The following is a 21,973-nucleotide window of genomic DNA, read 5'->3' as shown; positions in this document are numbered from 1 at the left end:
CAAAGGAGGAACCTATGGAAAAATGGGTAGTATCTGCCAAGAGGGCAGATTTTGAGCAGCTTGCCAATAAATTTGGCATAGACCCGGTGATTGCCAGACTTATCCGTAACCGGGATCAGATTACAGACAGAGAAATTGACAGGTATTTGCACGGGAAGCTCACAGAACTACATTCCTGGAAACTGTTAAAGGATATGGACAGGCTGCTGGACATTTTGGAAGAAAAAATCAGAGAGCAGAAAAAAATCAGAATTATCGGAGATTACGACATTGACGGAGTATGCTCCACTTATATTCTTCTGCAGGGATTAAAGCGCGCAGGAGCTGTGGCAGATGTGGACATACCGGATCGTATGAAGGACGGATATGGAATCAGCTTTGAATTGATTAATCTGGCAAAAGAGGCAGGTGCAGATACAATTATTACCTGTGACAACGGCATCAGCGCCATAGAACAGATTGCCTATGCAAAGGAACTTGGCATGACCGTGCTGGTAACAGACCACCACGAGATACCTTATGAGGAGCAGGCAGACGGGAGTATCCGGACCTTTCTCCCAAAAGCAGATGCCATTGTAAACCCAAAACAGGAAGATTGTCCCTATCCGTTTAAGGGCATTTGCGGAGGTATGGTAGCGTTTAAGGTCATCTGCGGTCTGTATGACAGACTGGGGATTTCAGTAAAAGAAACAGAAAAACTGCTGCCCTTTGCAGCTATTGCCACAGTGGGAGATGTTATGGACCTGACTGACGAAAACAGGATTCTGGTAAGAGAAGGACTCAGAAGACTTCAGAATCCGGAAAATGAAGGTTTAAAAGCCCTCATACGGGTCAATAATCTGGAAAACAGGGAAATTACGGCTTACCATATCGGTTTTGTCATTGGTCCCTGCATGAATGCCAGCGGACGGCTCAGCACTGCAAAACGGGCTTTGCGTCTTTTGCTTTCTGAGGATACAGGGGAAGCCGCTGTCCTGGCAGAAGATTTGAAAGCCTTAAATGACAGCCGGAAGGATATGACGGCAAAAGGCGTAGAGCAGGCTGTGGAACAGGTGGAGCATACAGAACTTTTACAGGACAGGGTTCTGGTTATCTATCTGCCGGACTGCCATGAAAGCCTGGCAGGCATCATTGCCGGAAGAATCCGGGAGCGCTATACCCGCCCTGCTTTTGTGTTGACAAAAGGAACGGAAGGAGTAAAGGGATCCGGTCGTTCCATTGAAGCTTACCACATGTTTCAGGAATTGGTAAAATGCAAAGATTTGCTGACAAAATTCGGGGGACACCCTATGGCAGCAGGGCTTTCTCTGCCTGAGGAAAACGTGGAGCTTTTTCGCAAAAAGCTGAATGAAAACTGTACCCTTACGCCGGAGGATATGGTGGAAAAAATTGTGATTGACGTTCCCATGCCCATGTCCTATGTAACCATTCCTCTTGTCCGTCAGCTTTCCCAGCTGGAACCCTTTGGAAAGGGAAATACAAAGCCTGTTTTTGCACAGAAGAAGATACGCTTTGCAGACTGCCGTATTTTCGGAAAGAACAGAAATGTGGTGAAAATGCAGGGAAAGGACGAGGCAGGTTTTTCGGCAGACTGTATCTGGTTTGGAGATGGAGATGCATTTTTGGAAAAAATAAGGGAAAAAGAGTATTGGGACGTGATTTATTACCCGTCTATCAATGCTTTCAGGGGAAGAGAAAGCCTGGAGATGGTGATTCAGAACATTCGTTAAAAATAAATTTGATTCTGTCAGAAAAAGATGATATACTAAACCACATAAAAATCTCATAAAAATCCTATATATGACAGGATTCGATATAAAGGACAGGGAGAGCACATGGAGAATTGTAAAGAGAAAAAAATAGAAGATTATGTAAGAAGTATTCCGGACTTTCCGGAAGAGGGGATTATATTCCGTGATGTCACCAGTATTCTTCAGGACGCAGACGGTTTTGCACTGGCTGTAGATTCCATGCAGAAACTCTTGGAAGATACCGATATTGATGTGATTGTGGGAACAGAGTCCAGAGGGTTTATTTTCGGAGCGCCTATTGCCTATAATTTACATAAGCCCCTGGTGCTGGTTCGGAAAAAGGGAAAGCTGCCCTGTGAAACCATTGAGCAGAGCTATGAACTGGAATATGGAAGCGCGGTTGTGGAAATGCACCGGGATTCCATTCAGCCGGGACAAAAAGTTGCCATTGTAGACGATTTGATTGCTACCGGAGGAACCATTGAGGCAGCGGCACATATGGTAGAAGAGCTGGGCGGCGAGGTTGTAAAAATCGTGTTTCTCATGGAACTGGCGGGATTAAAAGGAAGAGAACGGCTGGAAAAATATGAGGTGGCGTCCGTAATTCGCTATGAGGGAAAATAAAAGAAGGTCATGAAGGAGAGGTGAGGATTGTATAATGGAAGAGAAGAAAGAATCCACCCTGAGAGAAGAGGAAGTAGAAAAAATCAGACAGGCAGATGCCAGTGTCAAAACTATGAAGGATTTTACAAGTCCTGAGGTCCTGTATAAGGAGCTGATTTCCAGTGTCAGGAAATATCACCCGTCTACAGACATTTCCATGATAGAAAAGGCATTTAACATCGCCAATAATGCCCATAAAGGGCAGGTGCGAAAATCAGGAGAGCCTTACATTATTCATCCTCTCTGTGTAGCTATTATTCTGGCAGATTTGGAACTGGATAAGGAAACCATTGTGGCAGGACTTCTGCACGATGTGGTAGAAGATACGGTAATGACCTCAGAGCAGATTCGGGAAGAATTCAGCGCAGAGGTAGAACTTCTGGTAGACGGAGTCACAAAGCTGGGACAGCTTAGTTATTCCGCAGATAAGGTAGAGGTGCAGGCAGAAAATCTGCGAAAAATGTTCCTTGCCATGGCAAAGGATATCCGAGTTATTCTGATTAAGCTGGCAGACCGTCTGCACAATATGCGAACCCTGAAATATATGCCTCCTCATAAGCAGAAGGAAAAAGCCAGGGAAACCATGGATATCTATGCACCTATTGCCCAGCGTCTGGGTATTTCCAAGGTAAAAATCGAGTTGGACGATTTGTCGTTAAAATACCTGAATCCCGATGTGTACTATGACCTGGTAGAAAAAATCAATCTGAAGAAAAGTGAACGTCAGGCTTTCATTGACCAGATTGTAGGAGATGTACGCAGTCATATTGACCATGCGGGAATTCATGCCCAAATAGATGGCAGAATCAAACACTTTTTCAGCATTTACAAGAAAATGGTAAATCAGGATAAAACCCTGGACCAGATATATGACTTATTTGCTGTCCGCATTATTGTGGATACCGTAAGAGATTGTTATGCAGCGCTGGGAATTATTCATGAAATGTACAAGCCTATTCCCGGACGGTTTAAGGACTACATTGCCATGCCAAAGCCAAACATGTATCAGTCCCTGCATACCACGCTTATCGGACCAAACGGACAGCCCTTTGAAATACAGATTCGTACCTTTGAAATGCACAGAACTGCAGAGTATGGTATTGCGGCTCACTGGAAGTACAAGGAGGTTTCCAACAACGGAAAGCTCAGCGTCACCCAGTCTGAGGAAGCAAAAATGAGCTGGCTTCGTCAGATTTTAGAGTGGCAGAGGGACATGTCTGACAATAAAGAATTTTTAAGCCTTTTAAAAAGTGATTTGGATTTGTTTTCTGAGAGCGTTTACTGCTTTACACCGGCGGGTGATGTGAAAACTCTTCCAAATGGTTCTACACCTATCGATTTTGCTTACAGTGTGCACAGCGCTGTGGGAAATAAGATGGTGGGGGCAAGGGTAAACGGCAAGCTGGTGCCTATTGAATATGTGATTAAAAACGGAGATCGGGTGGAAGTCATTACCTCTCAGAACTCCAAGGGACCAAGCCGGGACTGGCTCAAGGTAGTAAAAAGTACTCAGGCAAAGAATAAAATTAACCAGTGGTTTAAGCAGGAATTAAAAGAAGACAATATTCTCAAGGGAAAGGAAATGTTGATTCAGTATGCCAAAATCAAAGGCGTTTCCCTGGGAGAAATTCAAAGACCCAAATATCAGGAAGCAGTTATGAAAAAATACGGATTCCGGGACTGGGATTCCGTACTGGCTGCTCTTGGACACGGCGGCTTAAAGGAAGGTCAGATTATTAATAAGCTTCTGGAGGTGTATAAAAAAGACCATAAAGCAGAGCTTACAGATGAAAAGGTGCTGGAGGCCACAGCAGAGCATAAGGAAAAACTACACATTGCAAAGGCAAAGGGTGGTATTGTAGTAAAAGGCATTCATGATGTAGCTGTGCGGTTCTCCAAATGCTGCAATCCCATTCCGGGGGATGAAATTGTGGGCTATGTTACCAGAGGCAGAGGCGTAACCATTCACCGGACAGACTGTATCAATGTTATGAACATGTCAGCAGAGGATCGAAGCCGTCTGATTGATGCAGAATGGCAGGTACCGGAGCAGGAGAGCGGAGAGCGCTACATGGCAGATATCAATGTATTTGCTTATAACCGCACCGGATTGATTGTGGATATTTCCAAAATCTTTACAGAGAGAAAGATTGACATTTCTGCTTTAAATACAAGAACCAGCAAGCAGGGAATGGCAACAATCAATATCTGCTTTGAGGTGAGAAGCAAGGAAGAATTAAACAGTCTGATTGAAAAAATCCGGCAGATTGACAGCGTAAAAGATATTGAACGTACTGCCGGTTAAGGAGTTTATTATGGAAAATCTCATGTTAAGAGGAATTGTGGTGGGACCGGTACAGACTAACTGTTATTTTCTGAAGAACAGAGAAACAGAAGAACTGGTTCTTGTGGATCCTGGCGCAGAAGCAGAGCGAATTATTTATGCAGTGGAAAAGCTGCAGGGAAAGCCCGCAGCGATTTTTCTCACGCATGGACACTATGACCACATCTGTGCTGCCAATGAGCTGAGAGAGCATTATAAAATTCCCGTGTATGCGGCAAAAGCAGAGGAAAAGCTTTTGTCTGATACATACAGCAATCTTTCAGCTGACTGGTCAGGCGTTCCGTATACGGTAAAGGCTGATGTGTATTTATCAGACAAAGATGTGTTTACGGTCAGTGGTTTTGAAGTGAAAATGCTGCTGACACCTGGACATACGCCCGGTTCCTGCTGTTACTGGATTGAAAAGGAAAAGGTATGCTTAAGTGGGGATACGCTTTTTTACGGAAGCTGCGGCAGAACGGATTTGCCCGGAGGCAGTATGAGCCAGATGCGGGAAAGTTTGCAGAGCCTGCTTCATATCCTTCCGGAGGATACAGAAATTTATCCGGGACATGGAGAGGCCACGGACGCGGCTTTTGAGAAAAGGAACAATCCGTATCTGTAAAAATTATAGAAAGTGACGAATGTGCATGATTGGAATTGCATTTAATCAAAAAGAATTTGAATACGATGCCTATACTCTTGTCAAAGCCTTTTATCCTCAGGAAGAAATAGAAATGTACTGTACCGGGGAGGAAGAAAGAGCATATGACAGGATTATTTCCATAGAATATGGAGAGCAGGTAAAAATCAGCGTAAAGCTGGAAGGGCAGAAGCGGGAAGGCTTTTCCCCCTATGACCGGGACGAAGATCGGAAAATACGAAAGAACAAATTAAAACAGGTGCTGTATCAGCTTCTTGTGGAAGAAACGGGACACACTCTTCCCTGGGGAAACCTTACGGGAATCCGTCCTACGAAAATTGCCATGGGACTGATAGAATCCGGTATGAGCAATGCCCAGGCAGCGCAATATATGAGAGATACTTATTTTACAAGCAGGGAAAAAACAGCACTTGCCATTGCCATTGCAAACCGGGAGAAAGCCATTTTACAGGATATTGATTATGAAAAGGGATACAGTCTGTATGTGGGCATTCCCTTTTGTCCCAGTATCTGTCTGTACTGCTCCTTCAGTTCTTCTCCTTTAGAGCGGTGGCGGGACAGGGTGGACAGCTATCTGGACGCGCTTTTAAAGGAACTGGATTTTATTGCAGATGCCATGGAAGACAGAGTGCTGGATACCATTTATATTGGAGGAGGGACGCCTACAACCCTGGAGCCTTATCAGCTGACCAGACTGTTGGGACATATACAGGAAAAATTTCCTGTACATCAGGTAAAAGAGTATACCATTGAGGCGGGCAGACCGGACAGCATTACAAAAGAAAAGCTGGAGGCAATCCGGAAATTCCCGATTACCAGAATTTCTGTAAATCCTCAGACCATGAATCAGGCGACCCTGGATATTATCGGAAGAAAACATACGGTGGAGGATACGCGACACGCCTTCGCTTTGGCGAGGGAATGTGGATTTGATAACATCAATATGGATTTAATCGTAGGTCTTCCCGGAGAGAGCAAGGAAGACGTGCAATATACATTGGAAGAAGTGAAAAAGCTGAATCCGGACAGTCTGACCGTGCATTCTCTGGCAGTGAAAAGAGCCGCAAGGCTGAAGCTGTTTCAGGAGCAGTATCGGGAAATGGGACTGGAAAATAATCAGGAAATCATGGATATGACCATGGAATATGCCAGAGATTGTGAAATGTCCCCTTATTACTTGTACCGCCAGAAAAATATGTGCGGAAATCTGGAAAACACCGGTTATGCAAAGGAAGACAAAGCCGGTATTTATAACATATTGATTATGGAAGAAAAGCAGACCATTATGGCTGCAGGTGCAGGCGCTTCTACAAAATATGTATTTCAGCATGGAGAGCGGATTGAGCGGACAGAAAACGTAAAAGATGTATCCGGTTATATCAGCCGTATCGAGGAAATGATAGAACGAAAAAGAGGCCGGAATTGAGAAATGGTTAAAATGAGTGAAAAAATTATCCGTTATGACCTGGAAACAGAGATAGACCATGGAATAGAAGTCAGCAATCTGGCTTATGCCACTGCAAAAGAATTAGGCCTTGCAGAAAACCTGTGTTATGAACTGGCTGTGGCAGGAATGGTACATGATATCGGAAAACTGCGGCTTTCCAGATATATGTCAGGGGAAGAAAATCCACTGGTAATTGAGGAAATCAAGTATGTCCGCAGGCATACCCAGTTAGGTTGCGAAGTGCTGAAAAAGAGAGGGTATTCCCCTTTTGTTCTGGAAGCGGTTTATTATCATCATGAAAATTATGACGGAAGCGGCTATCCGGAGAATTTAAGAGGGGAGGAAATTCCTCTTGGCAGCAGAATTTTAAGGGTCTGCGACACTTATGCAGCGCTGACGGAGAAGCGCCCTTACAGGGACGCTTTTGGGCAGGAAACCGCATTTAGAATGATGATAGACGAAGTAAAGAACTTTGACATGCAGATTTTTCTGGCATTTCAGAGGGCGATTCATAAATCATAAGAGAGAGGAGAAAAAGAGATGCAGTTAAAAAAGAAACCAGTAACAGGAATGAAAGATATCTTACCTCAGGAAATGGAAATCAGAGATTATGTAATCAGTCTGATTAAGGAAACATATAAACAGTTTGGATTTACCTCCATGGAGGCTCCCTGTGTGGAACACATTGAGAACCTTACCAGCAAACAGGGCGGTGATAACGAAAAGCTGATTTTCCGTATTTTAAAAAGAGGAGAAAAGCTGAAAAATCGATGAAGCAAAGGAAGAAAATGATTTGGTAGACAGCGGTCTGCGCTATGACCTGACCGTTCCGTTATGTCGTTTTTATTCCAACAATGCCAATGAACTGCCGCAGCCGTTTAAGGCTTTGCACATTGGAAACGTATTCCGCGCAGACCGTCCGCAGAGAGGACGTTTCCGCCAGTTTATGCAGTGTGATATTGATATTTTGGGAGATCCTACCTTCCTGGCAGAAATCGATGTTATTTTAGCAACATCTACTCTGGTAGGCAAACTGGATTTTGACAGCTTTACCATTCGTATTAACGACAGAAGAATTTTAAAGGCTATGGCAGCTTACAGCGGCTTCCCGGAAGAATCTTTTACTCAGGTGTTTATTATTCTGGATAAAATGGATAAAATCGGTATGGACGGCGTGGCAGAGGAACTGGTAGAATCCGGTTTTGCAAAGGAAAGCGTTGAAAAATACATGGATTTATTCAAGGCAATGGGTTCCGGCGTAGATGGTGTGGCATACTGTAAGGAAAAACTGGAAGGCTTTTTAGAGCCAAAGGTAGCAGATGACCTGACAACTATTATTGAAAGTGTTATGCAGGCAAAAACAGCCAACTTTACACTGGAATTTGACCCTACTCTGGTACGCGGTATGTCTTATTATACAGGACCGATTTTTGAGATTTCCATTGACGGATTTGCCGGAAGTGTAGGCGGCGGCGGACGTTATGATGAAATGATTGGAAAATTTACCGGAACACCTACACCGGCAACCGGATTTTCCATTGGATTTGAGCGTATTGTTATGCTGTTAATGGAGAGAGGATTCCAGGTTCCCGGAGCAGGAGAAAAGAAAGCGTATCTTCTGGATAAAAAACTGTCCTCTGAAAAAATTCTGGCAGTGATGAAAAAAGCCGGAGAGGAAAGAGCAGCAGGACAGAGTGTAAATATTGTTTATGCAAAGAAAAACAAGAAATTCCAGAAAGAACAGCTGGAAAAGGAAGGATATTCCATTATCGAAGAAGTATATAACGATTCTGAATTATAAGAAGCGAAAAGAACAGAAGGAGTAAGAATATCATGGCAGAATCAATGAATGGGCTGAAAAGAAGCCATAGATGTACAGAAGTGACAAAGGCAGACATTGGAAGTACGGTAACCTTAATGGGCTGGGTACAGAAGAGCCGTAATAAAGGCGGTATTGTATTTGTGGATTTAAGAGATCGCTCCGGCATTATGCAGATTATTTTTGAAAACGGAGAGATTGATGAGCAGGGATTTGAAAAAGCAGGGCGTTTAAGAAGTGAATTTGTCATTGCCGTGCAGGGACGCGTGGAGCCGCGTTCCGGTGCAGTAAACAAAAACCTGGCAACCGGAGAAATCGAAGTGCGGGCAACCAGTCTGCGTATTTTGTCCGAATCCGAAACACCGCCGTTCCCCATTGAGGAAAACAGCAAGACCAGAGATGAGGTCCGTTTAAAATACCGCTATCTGGATTTGAGAAGACCGGATTTACAGAAAAACATGATTCTGCGTTCCCAGGTATCCACTCTGGTTCGTCAGTTCTTGGCAAAAGAAGGCTTTCTGGAAATTGAAACCCCAACTCTGATTAAGAGTACCCCGGAGGGTGCAAGGGATTATCTGGTTCCAAGCCGTGTACACCCGGGAAGCTTCTATGCGCTGCCACAGTCCCCTCAGATTTTCAAGCAGCTTTTGATGTGCTCCGGTTATGACCGTTATTTCCAGATTGCAAGATGTTATCGTGACGAAGATTTGCGTGCAGACCGTCAGCCGGAATTTACACAGATTGATATGGAATTGTCCTTTGTTGATGTAGAGGACGTTTTAGACGTAAATGAAAGAATGCTTGCATTCCTGTTTAAGGAAGTGCTGGGTGTTGAGGTACAGCTTCCGATTCAGCGAATGACCTGGCAGGAAGCCATGGACCGCTTTGGTTCTGACAAACCGGACTTACGTTTCGGTATGGAACTGACTGATGTTTCTGAAGTGGTAAAGGACTGCGAATTTGCAGTGTTTAAAGGCGCTTTAGAAAACGGCGGCAGTGTACGCGGTATCAACGCTAAAGGACAGGGTGCAATGCCCCGTAAGAAAATTGATAAGCTGGTAGAGTTTGCAAAAGGCTATGGCGCAAAAGGACTGGCTTATATTGCTATTGGAGAAGACGGTACCGTGAAATCCTCTTTTGCTAAATTCATGAAGGAAGAGGAAATGACTGCTTTGATTTCAGCTATGAAGGGGGAAAACGGAGACCTTCTGCTCTTTGCAGCGGATAAGACAAAGCTGGTGTGGGACGTTTTAGGCGCTCTGCGTCTGGAATTGGCAAAGCAGATGAATCTTCTGGACAAGAACGAATATCGTTTTGTATGGATTACAGAGTTCCCGCTTTTAGAGTGGTCAGAAGAAGATCAGAGATTTACAGCCATGCATCACCCATTTACCATGCCTATGGAAGAGGATTTGCAGTATATTGATACTGACCCGGGAAGAGTTCGTGCAAAGGCTTATGACATTGTTTTAAACGGAAATGAAATCGGCGGTGGTTCTGTGCGAATCCATCAGAATGATATTCAGGAAAAAATGTTTGAGGCACTTGGCTTTACAAAGGAAGAAGCACAGAAACAGTTTGGTTTCCTTTTAGATGCCTTCAAATATGGAGTTCCGCCTCACGCAGGACTGGCATATGGTTTAGACCGTCTGGTTATGCTTATGGCAAAGGTGGACTCCATTCGTGATGTCATTGCCTTCCCGAAGGTAAAAGATGCTTCCTGTCTGATGTCAGAGGCACCGGATATTGTAGACGAAAAACAGTTGGAAGAACTGGGCATTGCCATTCGTGTACAGGAAGAGAAAGACGAAACAACAGAAGAATAAAGAAAAAAGAGAAGGGAGCTGCCTGCACGAGGAAATTCGTGGGCAGCTTCTTTGCGTGTTACATTTCTTGATGATAGGACAGGAAGTCTTTCTATGAAAAAACAAAATCAGGAAACAGGATTTCACGTAATCGTATCCAGAGTGTCCTGCATATCTCCGAAAATAGCCTGAGAAAGTTCAGGTGTCATCTGAATTTTCCAATTTACCCCATCATTGATTAACGGAATTTTCACATCGCGGGAAAGAAACGCTTTATTTTTTTCTACGGCAGACAATAGCAGTTCATGTTCTTTCTGCCGTCTTCCTTCTATGCCTCCTGCCAGGGCTTCAGAGGTTTTCAGCCATTTGGCAAGTTCCTCCTGATAATTTTGGAAGATGCTCTGGAAATCCACACTGGTAATGGAGGCCTGTACAATGGCAGAAGTATTGTCAATGGTTTCTTCTTTTATCTTAAAATCAAAAGAACGGCTGATTTGACCGGTAACTGCGTGTATCAGAGTATTGCCATAGGAATCTCCCGCGTCTGCAAGACTGTCCAAAGAGAGATAAAGCTTCAGCTGCTCGGAATCAAAGCCTTTAATAGTTTTAAAATGCGTCTTTACAATCTCAGAAGGAGATAAAAGCTCAGGATCTGTAATGTAAGAGAAAAAATGTCCGGTGAGTATGTCATCTAATTCTGAGGTATGAAGAACCGTCCACTGTTCCTTTTCCTTTTTCAGTGAAATATCTGCAGATACGGTTTTGGTTTTATAAGTTTCAGATTCCAGAAGTTTTCTTAAAAGTTCATAGCTGGCAATGGAAGAGGGCTGAACTTCACTTGGCATGGCTTCCTGTTCAATGCTTTTCTTCAGAGAGAGGCAGACAAAATCCTTTGCCAGTTTTTGGCTGTCCAGAATCTTTAAATTTGTATGAACAACGGCACGATTTTTCTTAATGGAAATTTTATTGGTTTCATAAGAAAAATTTTTATAAAAAAGTTGAAAGATATGTGTGATATCCTCAGAAAGGATTTCTGCATTTGGGGAAAGCTGTATCAAATCTTCAGATTGAATATATTGTGCAGCAATGTTGTTATCCGCAGTCTTCAGTAGCCTTAATTCTTTTTCCACAGCGTTACGCACTTGTTTCTCCTCTCTGGAATCACAGCCGGAAACAAAAAAAATTGCCAGAAGGCAGCACACACATAAAAAGAGTTTTCTTTTTTGGATTGTCATAAAAGTTCTCCTGTTTTCTTTTATATATTTTTTAAGTTTATCAAAACTGTGTAAGACTTGCAACAAAATGTAGAAAATCAAGTTTATATAATCGTAAGAAAAATGTAAAATAATGCGTAAATTTTAAGAAAAAAAGAGAGGACAGTCCTAAAAGTTTTTGATATACTAGGGATATAAATGGACAAAAAGGGCAGTTTGCAGAAAAAATCTGAAAAAGAAAAGAGGTAGCATATGAAGAAAAAACAAAAAATGATTTTGGGTATCTGTGCAGCTATCGGTGTAACGGGTCTGGCGGCAGGAATTTTTTTCAGTCAGCAGAAAAAGGGAAAAGACGGAGAAGAACTGGCTTATGTGATGAGCGTTTCTTCTATGAATGAGATGGCAGGAATCCAGAGAATGTCCGGCATTGTAGAATCCCAGAAAACTCAGGATATCCAGAAAGATGCGGAAAGAGAAGTAAAGGAAGTTCTGGTAAAAGCAGGGGACGAGGTTGATGTGGGAACTCCTTTGTTTGTTTACGATACAGAAAAATTAGATGCAGATGCACAACAGGCACAGTTGGATATAGAACGGACGGATAATGATATGGCAAATCTGAAAGCCCAGATTGAACAGTTGAAAAAGGATAAAGCCAATGCTTCAGAGGAGGAGCAGCTTTCTTATACCACACAGATTCAGTCAGCAGAAATGGATTTGAAAAAAAGCGAGTATGAAAGAAAGGCAAAAGAGGTAGAAATTAACCGTATCCAAAGTCAGATACAGAATTCCACGGTAAAGAGTGATATGAAGGGTGTTGTGAAAGCTGTGAATCAGGATAACAGCACCAATATGATGTATGGGGACGGCAGTCAGGCATTTATGACCATTCTTGCCACAGGGCAGTATAGAATCAAAGGAAAGGTGAATGAACAGAATGTATCTCAGGTGATAGAAGGACAGCCGGCAATCATACGCTCCAGAGTGGACGAAAAGCAGATATGGAAGGGAACCTATACAGCAGTAGATACCAAAAATCCCAACAATAGTAACAATAGCATGATGTATGGCGGTTCTGCAGAAGATGCGGCTCAAAATACTTCTACTTCCTATCCGTTTTATGTAGAACTGGAATCCTCAGAGGGACTGCTCCTGGGACAGCATGTGTACATAGAACAGGATAACGGACTGGAAGAAAGGGAAGAAGGTATCTGGCTGGACGAAGCATTTCTTGTGGACGCGGATAAGAAGCCTTATGTGTGGGCAGAAACAGACAAGGGAACGCTGGAAAAAAGAACCGTTGTGTTGGGAACACATGACGAAAATATGATGCAATATAAAATTGAAAACGGACTGGAACGTCAAGACTATGTGGCTTATCCTCAGGAGTTTTTGAAAGAAGGAATGAAGACCACTCATGAAATTGAGAACAGTATGCAGGGAGAGGTGATTCCGGAAGGTGAGATGCTGCCCGAGGGAGAAGCTGTACCGGAAGGTGAGGCGCTGCCGGAGGGAGAAGTAGCGCCGGAAGGTGAAGTGTTACCGGAGGGAGAAGTTGTACCGGAAGACGGAACGTTATCGGAAGAAGAAACTACACCGGAGAAGGACGATGTAGCGCTGAAAAGTCTGCCTGAAGAAAAAGAGTTCCTTCCGAAACTTTGAATGAAAGGGGAAAGCTATGGATAGAAAGAAGATAAAAATCATTCTTATCAGCACAGCAGGAGTGCTGCTCGCTGGTACGGCTGTCTGGTTTGGCATGACAAAATTCAAAAAAGCAACCGTCAGCGTATATTCCATGGAAGAGCTGATACAGCCCGTTTTTGGGGATATGCCAAGCCTGGAGGGCTCTGTTTCCACCAGTGTATCCCAGCAGGTGCATCTGGCGGACCAGCAGATTGTATCTCAGGTTTTTGTAAAGGAAGGACAGGAGGTCAAAGAGGGAGATCCGCTTTTGTCTTATGATATGACACTGGTTAATCTGGATTTGGAAATGGAAAAGCTAAATAAAGAGCAGCTGGAAGTGAAAAAGAAAGGATTGGAGCAGGAGATAAAGAAACTGAAAGAGGACAGAAGTCAGATGTCTTCTACAAAAAATCAGTATAAACTCCAGATGCTTACAGAAGAGGCAGAAAGTCGGCTGCTTGTGGAAATAACAACTGACGAGCAGCAGGAACAGCAGCAGGAACAGAATCAGGAAGGTGAAAATACGGAAAACGGCTCTGATGAAGATACAAATCAACCGGAACAGCCTCCTGTTACACCGGAAACACCGCCACAGGAGCCGGAAAATGAGAATCCAGATGAGAAACCGGAAGAAAATCCAGAAGAGCCTCCGGTGGAGATGCCTTCCGGTGCATATCAGAGATTATATAGGGATATTACCCTGGACAGTATGGCTTTTCCGGAGAACGATGCAATCATAGAAAATGCCATTCCCTATAAGCGAAAAGGAGATAACAGCGAGTATGATGTATATCTTTGCAGGCAGAATGTTCTGATTCAGGGAGAGTTTTTAAATCAGCTGGCAGGATTTGACGCATCAGGAGAACGGGTAAGAGATCCTTATGCCTGTGTTTTAGAGGTACGCAGCGAGGACAGTACAGATGGTGTTCTTCTGGCGTCCATGACCCTGGACGGAGCAGCTCTGGAGAGCAGAGTAGAGCCTTCTGCCTGGTTTGCTACCAGCCTTGGAAAGAATCAGTGGGAAGAACTGCTTCCGGAAGAACCGGAGGACGGAGAGTGGGAAGAGCTCCCGGAAGGTATGGGGGATATAATGCCGGAAGAAGAGATTATCGGTGGTTATTCCAAAGAGGAACTGGAAAAAGCTATTGGAGAAAAGGAACGGGAACTTGCTTCCAATGCCCTTGATATTAAGGAAGCGCAGCTTAAGATTCAGAAGGTAGAGCGACAGCTTCAGGAGGAAACCGTAAAAAGCACGGTGAATGGTATTGTGAAAAGTGTGGGAGATCCTGCAAAGGGAGAAATAGACGGAGAACCGTTTCTCATCGTAGAAAGCAGCGGCGGCGTCTATATTCAGGGAGTTGTAGCTGAAAATGTGCTGGATAAGGTGCAGGCAGGACAGATACTGACCGGCATGGGATATGAATCCATGATGGGCTTTGAGGCAGAGGTAAAAGAAGTTTCTCCCTATCCTCAGGACAATTATTTTATGGGCAGTGACAGGGAAGTATCCTATTACCCATTTACCGCTTTTATCAAAGAAGGAACAGGACTAAAGGCAAATGAAATGGTGAGTCTGGACGTGCCTCAGGGAGAGAATAGTATCCAGGGGATTTTTATCAGCAAACAGTTTGTCCGGAACAAGGATGGCGAGGATTTTGTCTATAAAGAAGGAAAAAACGGAAAGCTGGAGAAACAGATTGTCCGGACCGGACAGATTTTCTACGGAGAAATGGTAGAAATCAAAGATGGCATAACATCGGAGGATTACCTTGCCTTTCCTTACGGAAAAAAGGTGAAAGAAGGGGCAAAGGTAAAAAGAAGTGAAGTTTCAGAACTTTACAATATGTATTAAGAAAGGAAGGCAGACACATGATTGAAAATATAAGATTGTCTTTTCAGGGCATTTGGGCACATAAAATGCGTTCCTTTTTGACTATGTTGGGAATTATTATCGGCATTGCCTCCCTGATATCCATTGTGTCTACAATTAAGGGAACAAACGAACAGATTAAGAAAAATCTGATTGGTGAAGGGGATAATGTAGTAGACATTTATCTGAGTGACAATGGAAGCGAATACCAAATTGAGTACCAGGGAATCCCCCAGGGCGTACCGGTGATTTCCGGGGAACAGAAAGAAAAACTTCTGGATCTGGAAGAAGTGGAACATGCAACACTTTATCAGGCAAGACAGTATGCCAGCGGAATCTATTATAAGGATAAAAGCATCAATGGCGGAAAGGTGTTGGGAATTGACAGGGATTATCTGGATACCTGCGGATATCAGGTGGTTCGAGGCAGAGGATTTTCCCATAAGGACTATGAAAATTACAGAAAGGTGATTCTCCTGGACGAAATAGCGGCAGGCAGTCTTTTTGAAAAAGGGGAAGAAATCGGAAAGACGGTGGAGATTATGGGCGAACCCTTTACTGTAGCCGGAATCATTAAAAAAATCGAAGAATTTGAGCCTGTGATTAACAGCATCGAAGAATATAACACTTATTACAGCAGCAATGGAGGACTGGTGCTTATGCCAACTACTACCTGGCCCATTGTTTATCAGTATGATGAACCTCAGATGGTATCAGTAAAAGCTACCTCCCCGGAAACCATGAGCGCAGCAGGGAAAAAGGGCGCCAAGATTTTGAACGAGTCGATTACCTCTCCTACGGGAACCATTCAATATGAAGCAAAAGATATGATGGAAAAGGCAAAGGGACTGCAGCAGATTAGTGAAAGCACCAACCGCCAACTCCTCTGGATTGCCAGTATTTCTCTTTTGGTAGGCGGAATCGGCGTTATGAATATTATGCTGGTTTCTGTAACAGAGCGAACCGGGGAGATTGGGCTGAAAAAAGCCATTGGTGCCAATAAGCGGAGAATTTTGGGTCAGTTTCTCACAGAAGCTTCCGTGCTTACCAGTATTGGCGGTATTTTAGGTGTCTTTGCCGGCATTGTTTTGGCAGCAGGTATCGCAAAGGTATCCGGTACACCTATGGTGATCAGTATACCGGCGGCTGTAGGCGCTGTGATTTTTTCAACGGTTATCGGAATTGTATTCGGGCTGCTTCCCTCCATTAAGGCGGCAAATCTAAGTCCGATTGAAGCCTTAAGGAGAATGTAAAAAGGGATTGTATTTGAACAGGCTCTATGTTATCATTAAAATTAGCGACTTAAAATAGAAAGGGAGCCTGGAAATATGGAAAAAAGAAAAGTCGGAATTGTGACAGACAGCAACAGCGGTATCACCCAGAAGCAGGCAGAAGAGCTGGGGATTACTGTTCTTGCAATGCCGTTTTATATTGACGAACAATTATATTTTGAAGATATTACTCTGACTCAGGAGGAATTTTACAAACAACTGGAAAGGGACGCGGCAATTTCTACATCTCAGCCATCGCCGGCAGAGGTTATGGAAACATGGGAAAAGCTGCTGGAGAGCTATGAGGAGCTGGTACACATTCCCATGTCCAGCGGACTGAGCAATTCCTGCCAGACAGCCTTTGTGTTGGCAAAGGAATTTGGAGGAAAGGTGCAGGTAGTAGATAATCAGAGAATCTCCGTAACCCAAAGGCAGTCCGTGCTGGACGCTCTGGAACTGGTAAAAGCAGGAAGAAACGCCGGGGAAATAAAGGAAATTCTGGAACAGGAATCCGGGGAATCCAGCATTTATATTACTCTGGAAACCCTGAAATATTTGAAAAAGGGCGGAAGAATCACACCTGCGGCGGCAGCTCTTGGGACTGTGCTGAATTTAAAGCCTGTTCTGCAAATTCAGGGAGATAAATTGGACGCATTCTCTAAGGCAAGAGGGAAAAAGCAGGCAAAGCGAACCATGATTCAGGCAATTCGGAAGGACTTGGAGGGCAGATTTAAAGAGCAGACAGAAAAGGGTCTGATGTGTCTGGAAGCTGCTTATGCAGGAAATCCGGAGGAAGCAGAAGAGTGGAAGGCAGAACTGGAGAGCCAGTTTCCGGGTATGCCGGTACACATGGATCCCCTGTCTTTAAGCGTTGCCTGTCATATTGGACAGGGCGCTCTTGCAGTGGCAGTTTCAAAAAAAGTGGAAGTGGAGTAAAAGTACATGAAGAGAATCATTGAACAGATAGAAGCGGAATTAAAAAAGGCTTTTACAGAAGCCGGATATGATGAAAAATTTGCAAAGGCAACAGTTTCTAATCGTCCCGACCTTTGCGAATATCAGTGCAATGGTGCTATGGCAGCAGCGAAAACCTATAAAAAAGCCCCGATTATGATTGCTAATGATGTGGTGGAAAGGCTGCAGGACAGTGAGGTATTTGAAGCCATAGAAGCAGTGAATCCGGGCTTTATTAACATCAAAATAAAGAAAGAATATCTGGCAGGATACTTAAATGAAATGCTGGCAGATGACAAGCTGTCTGTAGAGGAAGCCAAAGAACCGAAAACCATTGTGATTGATTACGGCGGACCAAACGTTGCAAAGCCTCTTCATGTGGGACATCTGCGTTCTGCCATTATCGGAGAAAGCATTAAGAGAATGGGGCGTTTCCTGGGACATAAGGTAATCGGTGATGTACATCTGGGGGACTGGGGTCTGCAGATGGGACTGATTATTACAGAGCTTTCCAAAAGACAGCCGGATCTGGTATATTTTGATGAGAACTACGAAGGGGAATATCCAAAAGAAGCACCCTTCACAGTGAGCGAACTGGAAGAGATTTATCCTACAGCCAGCGGAAAGTCAAAAGAAGACGAGGCTTATAAAAGCGAAGCCCTGGAGGCAACCTTGCAGCTACAGCAAGGAAGACGGGGATATCGGGCATTGTGGCAGCATATTATGGAAGTATCTGTTGCAGATTTGAAGAAAAACTATGCAAAATTAAAAGTGGATTTTGACCTGTGGAAGGGAGAAGCAGACGCAGATGCTTATATCCCGGACATGGTGCAGTATTTAAAAGACAACGGTTATGCGTATGTGGATCAGGGCGCACTGGTGGTAGACGTAAAAGAAGAAACCGATACAAAAGAGATTCCGCCCTGTATGATTTTGAAATCAGACGGCGCTTCTCTGTATAATACCACGGATTTGGCTACCATTGTACAGCGTATGGAGGATTTCCACCCGGACGAAATTATCTATGTGGTAGATAAACGTCAGGAGCTTCATTTTGTTCAGGTATTCCGTTGTGCAAAGAAGGCAAAAATGGTGGACCAGGGTACAAAGCTTTCCTTTGTAGGATTTGGTACTATGAACGGAAAAGACGGAAAGCCTTTTAAGACAAGGGAAGGCGGTGTTATGCGTCTGGAACGTCTGATTGCGGAAATCAATGAAGAAATGTATAAAAAAATCGTAGAAAACCGCAGCGTCAAAGATGAAAATGCAGAGCATACAGCGCAGTTAGTAGGCTTGTCTGCAATCAAATACGGAGATTTGTCCAACCAGGCGTCAAAGGATTATATCTTTGATATTGACCGCTTTACTTCTTTTGAGGGAAATACAGGTCCTTATATTCTGTATACCATTGTGCGTATTAAATCTATTCTAAGCCGCTATGCAGAAGAGGGAAAAAATCCGGAGGAAGGAAGTATCCACGGTGCAGTAAGTGAAAGTGAGAAAGCGCTGATGCTGGAACTCTCCAGATTTAATTCTATTATTGAGCCTGCTTTCGAGGAAAAAGCGCCTCACAGAATCTGCTCTTATATTTATGATTTGGCAAACGCATTTAACAGTTTTTACCACAATACCAGAATTTTGGCAGAAGAGGATAACGAGAAACAGAAATCCTGGATTCGTCTGCTGATGCTTACAGAAAAGGTTCTGGAAACCTGCATTGATTTGCTGGGCTTTGATGCACCGGAGAGAATGTAAGGGAAAGCAGCAGAAAAAGTTTATAAAATAGAAGAGAGCCCTTGTATAAGAAATAATCAGAAGTCCTTCTGACAGAGGTCTTATACAGGGGCTTTTTGGCATAGAATAAAAAGAGAAAAGCTGCCGCCTCAGTAATGCAGGAAATGTATTCCATACATGTTGAGGTGGCAGCTCTTTTTATTTCAGAATAGTTTCACTGCAGAAGCAGCTTTACAATTATTCCTGAGGACCAGCAGAAACTAATGCTTTACCAGCTTCGTTTCCTTCGTATTTAGCGAAGTTCTTAACGAATCTCTGAGCCAGGTCTTTTGCTTTGACTTCCCATTCAGAAGCATCAGCGTAAGTGTCGCGTGGGTCAAGAATCTTGGAATCTACGCCCGGAAGTTCTGTAGGTACTTCAAAGTTGAAGTGAGGAATCTTCTTAGTAGGAGCGTTTAAGATATCTCCGTTTAAGATAGCGTCGATGATACCGCGGGTATCCTTGATGGAGATACGTTTTCCTGTTCCGTTCCAGCCTGTGTTTACCAGGTATGCTTTCGCACCGCTCTTTTCCATTTTCTTAACAAGCTCTTCTGCATATTTTGTTGGGTGCAGCTCTAAGAATGCCTGTCCGAAGCAAGCGGAGAAAGTTGGTGTAGGCTCTGTAATTCCACGTTCTGTACCAGCTAATTTTGCTGTAAATCCAGACAGGAAGTAGTACTGAGTCTGTTCCGGTGTCAGGATAGATACTGGAGGCAGTACGCCGAAAGCATCTGCGGACAGGAAGATAACTTCTTTTGCTGCCGGTGCAGAAGATACAGGGCGAACAATGTTTTCAATATGGTTAATCGGATAAGAAACACGAGTATTTTCTGTTACGCTCTTATCTGTAAAGTCGATTTTTCCTTCTGCATCAAGAGTAACGTTTTCAAGAAGAGCGTCACGTTTGATTGCGTTGTAAATGTCTGGTTCAGACTCTTTATCCAGGTCAATAACTTTTGCGTAGCAACCGCCTTCAAAGTTGAAGACACCGTTGTCGTCCCAGCCGTGTTCGTCATCACCAATCAGAAGACGTTTCGGGTCTGTGGAAAGTGTTGTTTTACCTGTTCCGGAAAGACCGAAGAAGATTGCTGTGTTTTCACCGTTTAAGTCTGTGTTTGCAGAGCAGTGCATGGAAGCAATACCTTTTAATGGAAGGTAGTAGTTCATCATGGAGAACATACCTTTTTTCATTTCTCCGCCGTACCATGTGTTTACGATAACCTGCTCGCGGCTTGTGATGTTGAACATAACAGCTGTTTCAGAGTTTAAACCTAACTCTTTGTAGTTTTCTACTTTTGCTTTGGAAGCGTTGTATACAACGAAATCCGGCTCAAAGTTTTCCAATTCTTCTGCTGTAGGCTGAATAAACATGTTTTTAACAAAGTGAGCCTGCCAAGCTACCTCTACGATGAAACGGATAGCCATACGAGTATCCTTGTTTGCGCCGCAGAAAGCATCTACAACGTATAATTTTTTATTGGAAAGTTCTTTGATAGCAATGTCTTTTACTGTATCCCATGCTTCCTGTGTAGCCGGGTGGTTGTCGTTTTTGTATTCGTCAGAAGTCCACCATACAGTATCTTTGGAATTTTCGTCCATAACGATGAATTTGTCTTTAGGAGAACGTCCTGTGTAAACACCTGTCATAACGTTCACTGCACCAAGTTCACTTTCCTGACCTTTTTCAAAGCCTTCCAGTTCCGGTTTTGTTTCTTCAGCGAATAATAATTCATAAGAAGGATTGTGAACAATTTCAGTTGTTCCTGTGATGCCGTACTTGCTTAAATTCAATTCTGCCATCTTACATGTACCTCTCTTTTCTTTACATAATAATCATGAAAATCCGGTCTGAAAAACAGACCTGAGATGTTCCTTTTTTGAAGAGAACCAAAAAACCTAGTTCTCTTTTCTATTATACATATTTACCTCAATAAATCAATAAAAAAAATATAGATTTTCTAAAAATTGTTTAAAGTTTAACGACGTTTCACCTTTGACCAGAGAAAACATTAATGCTATGATGTAGTAAATAAATTCAGAAAAAGGAAACAAAGAAACATGAAAAAGATATTACTGATTGAGGACGACAGAGATTTAAATGCAGGGCTGACCTGTGACCTGGAACTGGAAGGCTATGGGGTGCGTTCTGCTTTCACCTTAAGGGAGGGTATGGTGTTTTTTGAAGAAGGGGAAGTGGATTTGATTTTGCTGGACGGAAATCTGCCGGATGGGGACGGCTTTGATTTCTGCCGGGCTGTGAAGGCGGAGCAGGATATCCCTGTTATTTTTCTTACTGCCAGAGATATGGAACGGGACGAAATGATGGGTTTTGACTGTGGGGCAGATGATTATATTACAAAGCCCTTTAAAATGCCCATTCTTCACAGACGAATTGAGGCAGCGCTCAGAAAAGGCAGAAGGACAAAGGAAAGAGGCCTCTATAATGACGGATATCTGAACATAGATTTTGATAAAATGACTGCCCAAAAGGCCGGGGAACCGCTCTCTATGACGCCTACGGAATACCGGATTTTGCGGCTTCTCATTGCCAATGCGGACCGTGTTTTGACAAAAGGCGTTCTTTTGGAGAAAATCTGGGACCAGGGCGGAAATTTTGTGGACGAGCATGCAGTGGCGGTAAATATTAACCGTCTGAGAAAGAAACTGGAAGATTCTGAGCATTCCTATATTAAGACCTTATATGGAATGGGGTATCAGTGGAAAGGCGGAAAATAA

The 21,973-nt window shown here is 43.5% G+C and carries 15 protein-coding genes and 1 pseudogene; 14 read left to right on the top strand and 2 right to left on the bottom strand.

Going from position 1 to position 21,973, the window contains the following annotated elements; all coding sequences use genetic code 11:
* Positions 1–14 precede the first annotated feature (14 nt).
* The 8 genes and pseudogenes from recJ (at position 15) to aspS (ending at position 10,493) form a co-directional block, all read left to right on the top strand.
* Positions 15–1,730, top strand: a complete 1,716-nt coding sequence (recJ, locus tag DQQ01_RS10665) for a single-stranded-DNA-specific exonuclease RecJ (protein ID WP_111920026.1) — start codon at positions 15–17, stop codon at positions 1,728–1,730.
* Between the two features lie 105 nt (positions 1,731–1,835).
* A complete protein-coding gene (locus DQQ01_RS10660; protein ID WP_111920025.1) occupies positions 1,836–2,375 on the top strand; it encodes an adenine phosphoribosyltransferase in 540 nt (179 codons plus the stop codon).
* A 34-nt stretch (positions 2,376–2,409) separates the two neighbouring features.
* On the top strand, positions 2,410–4,719 hold the full coding sequence (locus DQQ01_RS10655) for a RelA/SpoT family protein (RefSeq protein ID WP_111920024.1): 2,310 nt from the start codon (positions 2,410–2,412) through the stop codon (positions 4,717–4,719).
* Between the two features lie 10 nt (positions 4,720–4,729).
* Positions 4,730–5,362, top strand: a complete 633-nt coding sequence (locus tag DQQ01_RS10650) for an MBL fold metallo-hydrolase (protein WP_111920023.1) — start codon at positions 4,730–4,732, stop codon at positions 5,360–5,362.
* A gap of 25 nt (positions 5,363–5,387) precedes the next feature.
* Positions 5,388–6,827, top strand: coding sequence for a coproporphyrinogen dehydrogenase HemZ (gene hemZ / locus DQQ01_RS10645; protein WP_111920904.1), 1,440 nt, complete (start codon positions 5,388–5,390; stop codon positions 6,825–6,827).
* Positions 6,828–6,839: 12 nt separating this feature from the next.
* Positions 6,840–7,370, top strand: coding sequence for an HD-GYP domain-containing protein (locus DQQ01_RS10640; RefSeq protein WP_242980332.1), 531 nt, complete (start codon positions 6,840–6,842; stop codon positions 7,368–7,370).
* An 18-nt stretch (positions 7,371–7,388) separates the two neighbouring features.
* A pseudogene (hisS, locus tag DQQ01_RS10635) lies at positions 7,389–8,649 on the top strand (histidine--tRNA ligase).
* Positions 8,650–8,681: 32 nt separating this feature from the next.
* On the top strand, positions 8,682–10,493 hold the full coding sequence (aspS, locus tag DQQ01_RS10630; protein WP_111920021.1) for an aspartate--tRNA ligase: 1,812 nt from the start codon (positions 8,682–8,684) through the stop codon (positions 10,491–10,493).
* Positions 10,494–10,615: 122 nt separating this feature from the next.
* Here the strand turns inward: aspS and DQQ01_RS10625 are convergent, their stop codons facing one another.
* Positions 10,616–11,707, bottom strand: coding sequence for a hypothetical protein (locus DQQ01_RS10625; protein ID WP_111920020.1), 1,092 nt, complete (start codon positions 11,705–11,707; stop codon positions 10,616–10,618).
* Positions 11,708–11,938: 231 nt separating this feature from the next.
* Between DQQ01_RS10625 and DQQ01_RS10620 the strand changes: the two genes are divergently transcribed.
* From DQQ01_RS10620 to argS, 5 genes are all read left to right on the top strand, one after another.
* On the top strand, positions 11,939–13,345 hold the full coding sequence (locus DQQ01_RS10620; protein ID WP_111920019.1) for an efflux RND transporter periplasmic adaptor subunit: 1,407 nt from the start codon (positions 11,939–11,941) through the stop codon (positions 13,343–13,345).
* A 16-nt stretch (positions 13,346–13,361) separates the two neighbouring features.
* Positions 13,362–15,218 (top strand): biotin/lipoyl-binding protein, encoded by a 1,857-nt coding sequence (locus tag DQQ01_RS16615; RefSeq protein WP_242980331.1) that lies wholly within the window; start codon positions 13,362–13,364, stop codon positions 15,216–15,218.
* A 17-nt stretch (positions 15,219–15,235) separates the two neighbouring features.
* Entirely contained in the window at positions 15,236–16,489 is a 1,254-nt protein-coding gene (locus DQQ01_RS10610; protein WP_111920018.1) for an ABC transporter permease, read from the top strand.
* Between the two features lie 75 nt (positions 16,490–16,564).
* On the top strand, positions 16,565–17,443 hold the full coding sequence (locus DQQ01_RS10605) for a DegV family protein (protein ID WP_111920017.1): 879 nt from the start codon (positions 16,565–16,567) through the stop codon (positions 17,441–17,443).
* Positions 17,444–17,449: 6 nt separating this feature from the next.
* Complete coding sequence (gene argS, locus DQQ01_RS10600; RefSeq protein WP_111920016.1) at positions 17,450–19,216, top strand: arginine--tRNA ligase; 1,767 nt, start codon at positions 17,450–17,452, stop codon at positions 19,214–19,216.
* Positions 19,217–19,432: 216 nt separating this feature from the next.
* Here argS and pckA read toward each other — a convergent pair whose 3' ends face one another.
* Positions 19,433–21,037: a phosphoenolpyruvate carboxykinase (ATP) gene (pckA, locus tag DQQ01_RS10595; RefSeq protein WP_111920015.1), complete on the bottom strand. Its 1,605-nt coding sequence runs from the start codon at positions 21,035–21,037 to the stop codon at positions 19,433–19,435.
* Positions 21,038–21,295: 258 nt separating this feature from the next.
* Here pckA and DQQ01_RS10590 point away from each other — a divergent pair, with 258 nt between their 5' ends.
* The gene (locus DQQ01_RS10590) at positions 21,296–21,973 is read left to right on the top strand and encodes a response regulator transcription factor (RefSeq protein WP_111920014.1); all 678 of its coding nucleotides are present in this window, start codon (positions 21,296–21,298) and stop codon (positions 21,971–21,973) included.

The sequence above is a fragment of the Blautia argi genome (assembly GCF_003287895.1).
Taxonomy (GTDB): Bacteria; Bacillota; Clostridia; order Lachnospirales; family Lachnospiraceae; genus Blautia; species Blautia argi.
Note: the sequence above shows the minus strand (reverse complement) of the source record. Positions and strands in the feature narration are given on the sequence as shown.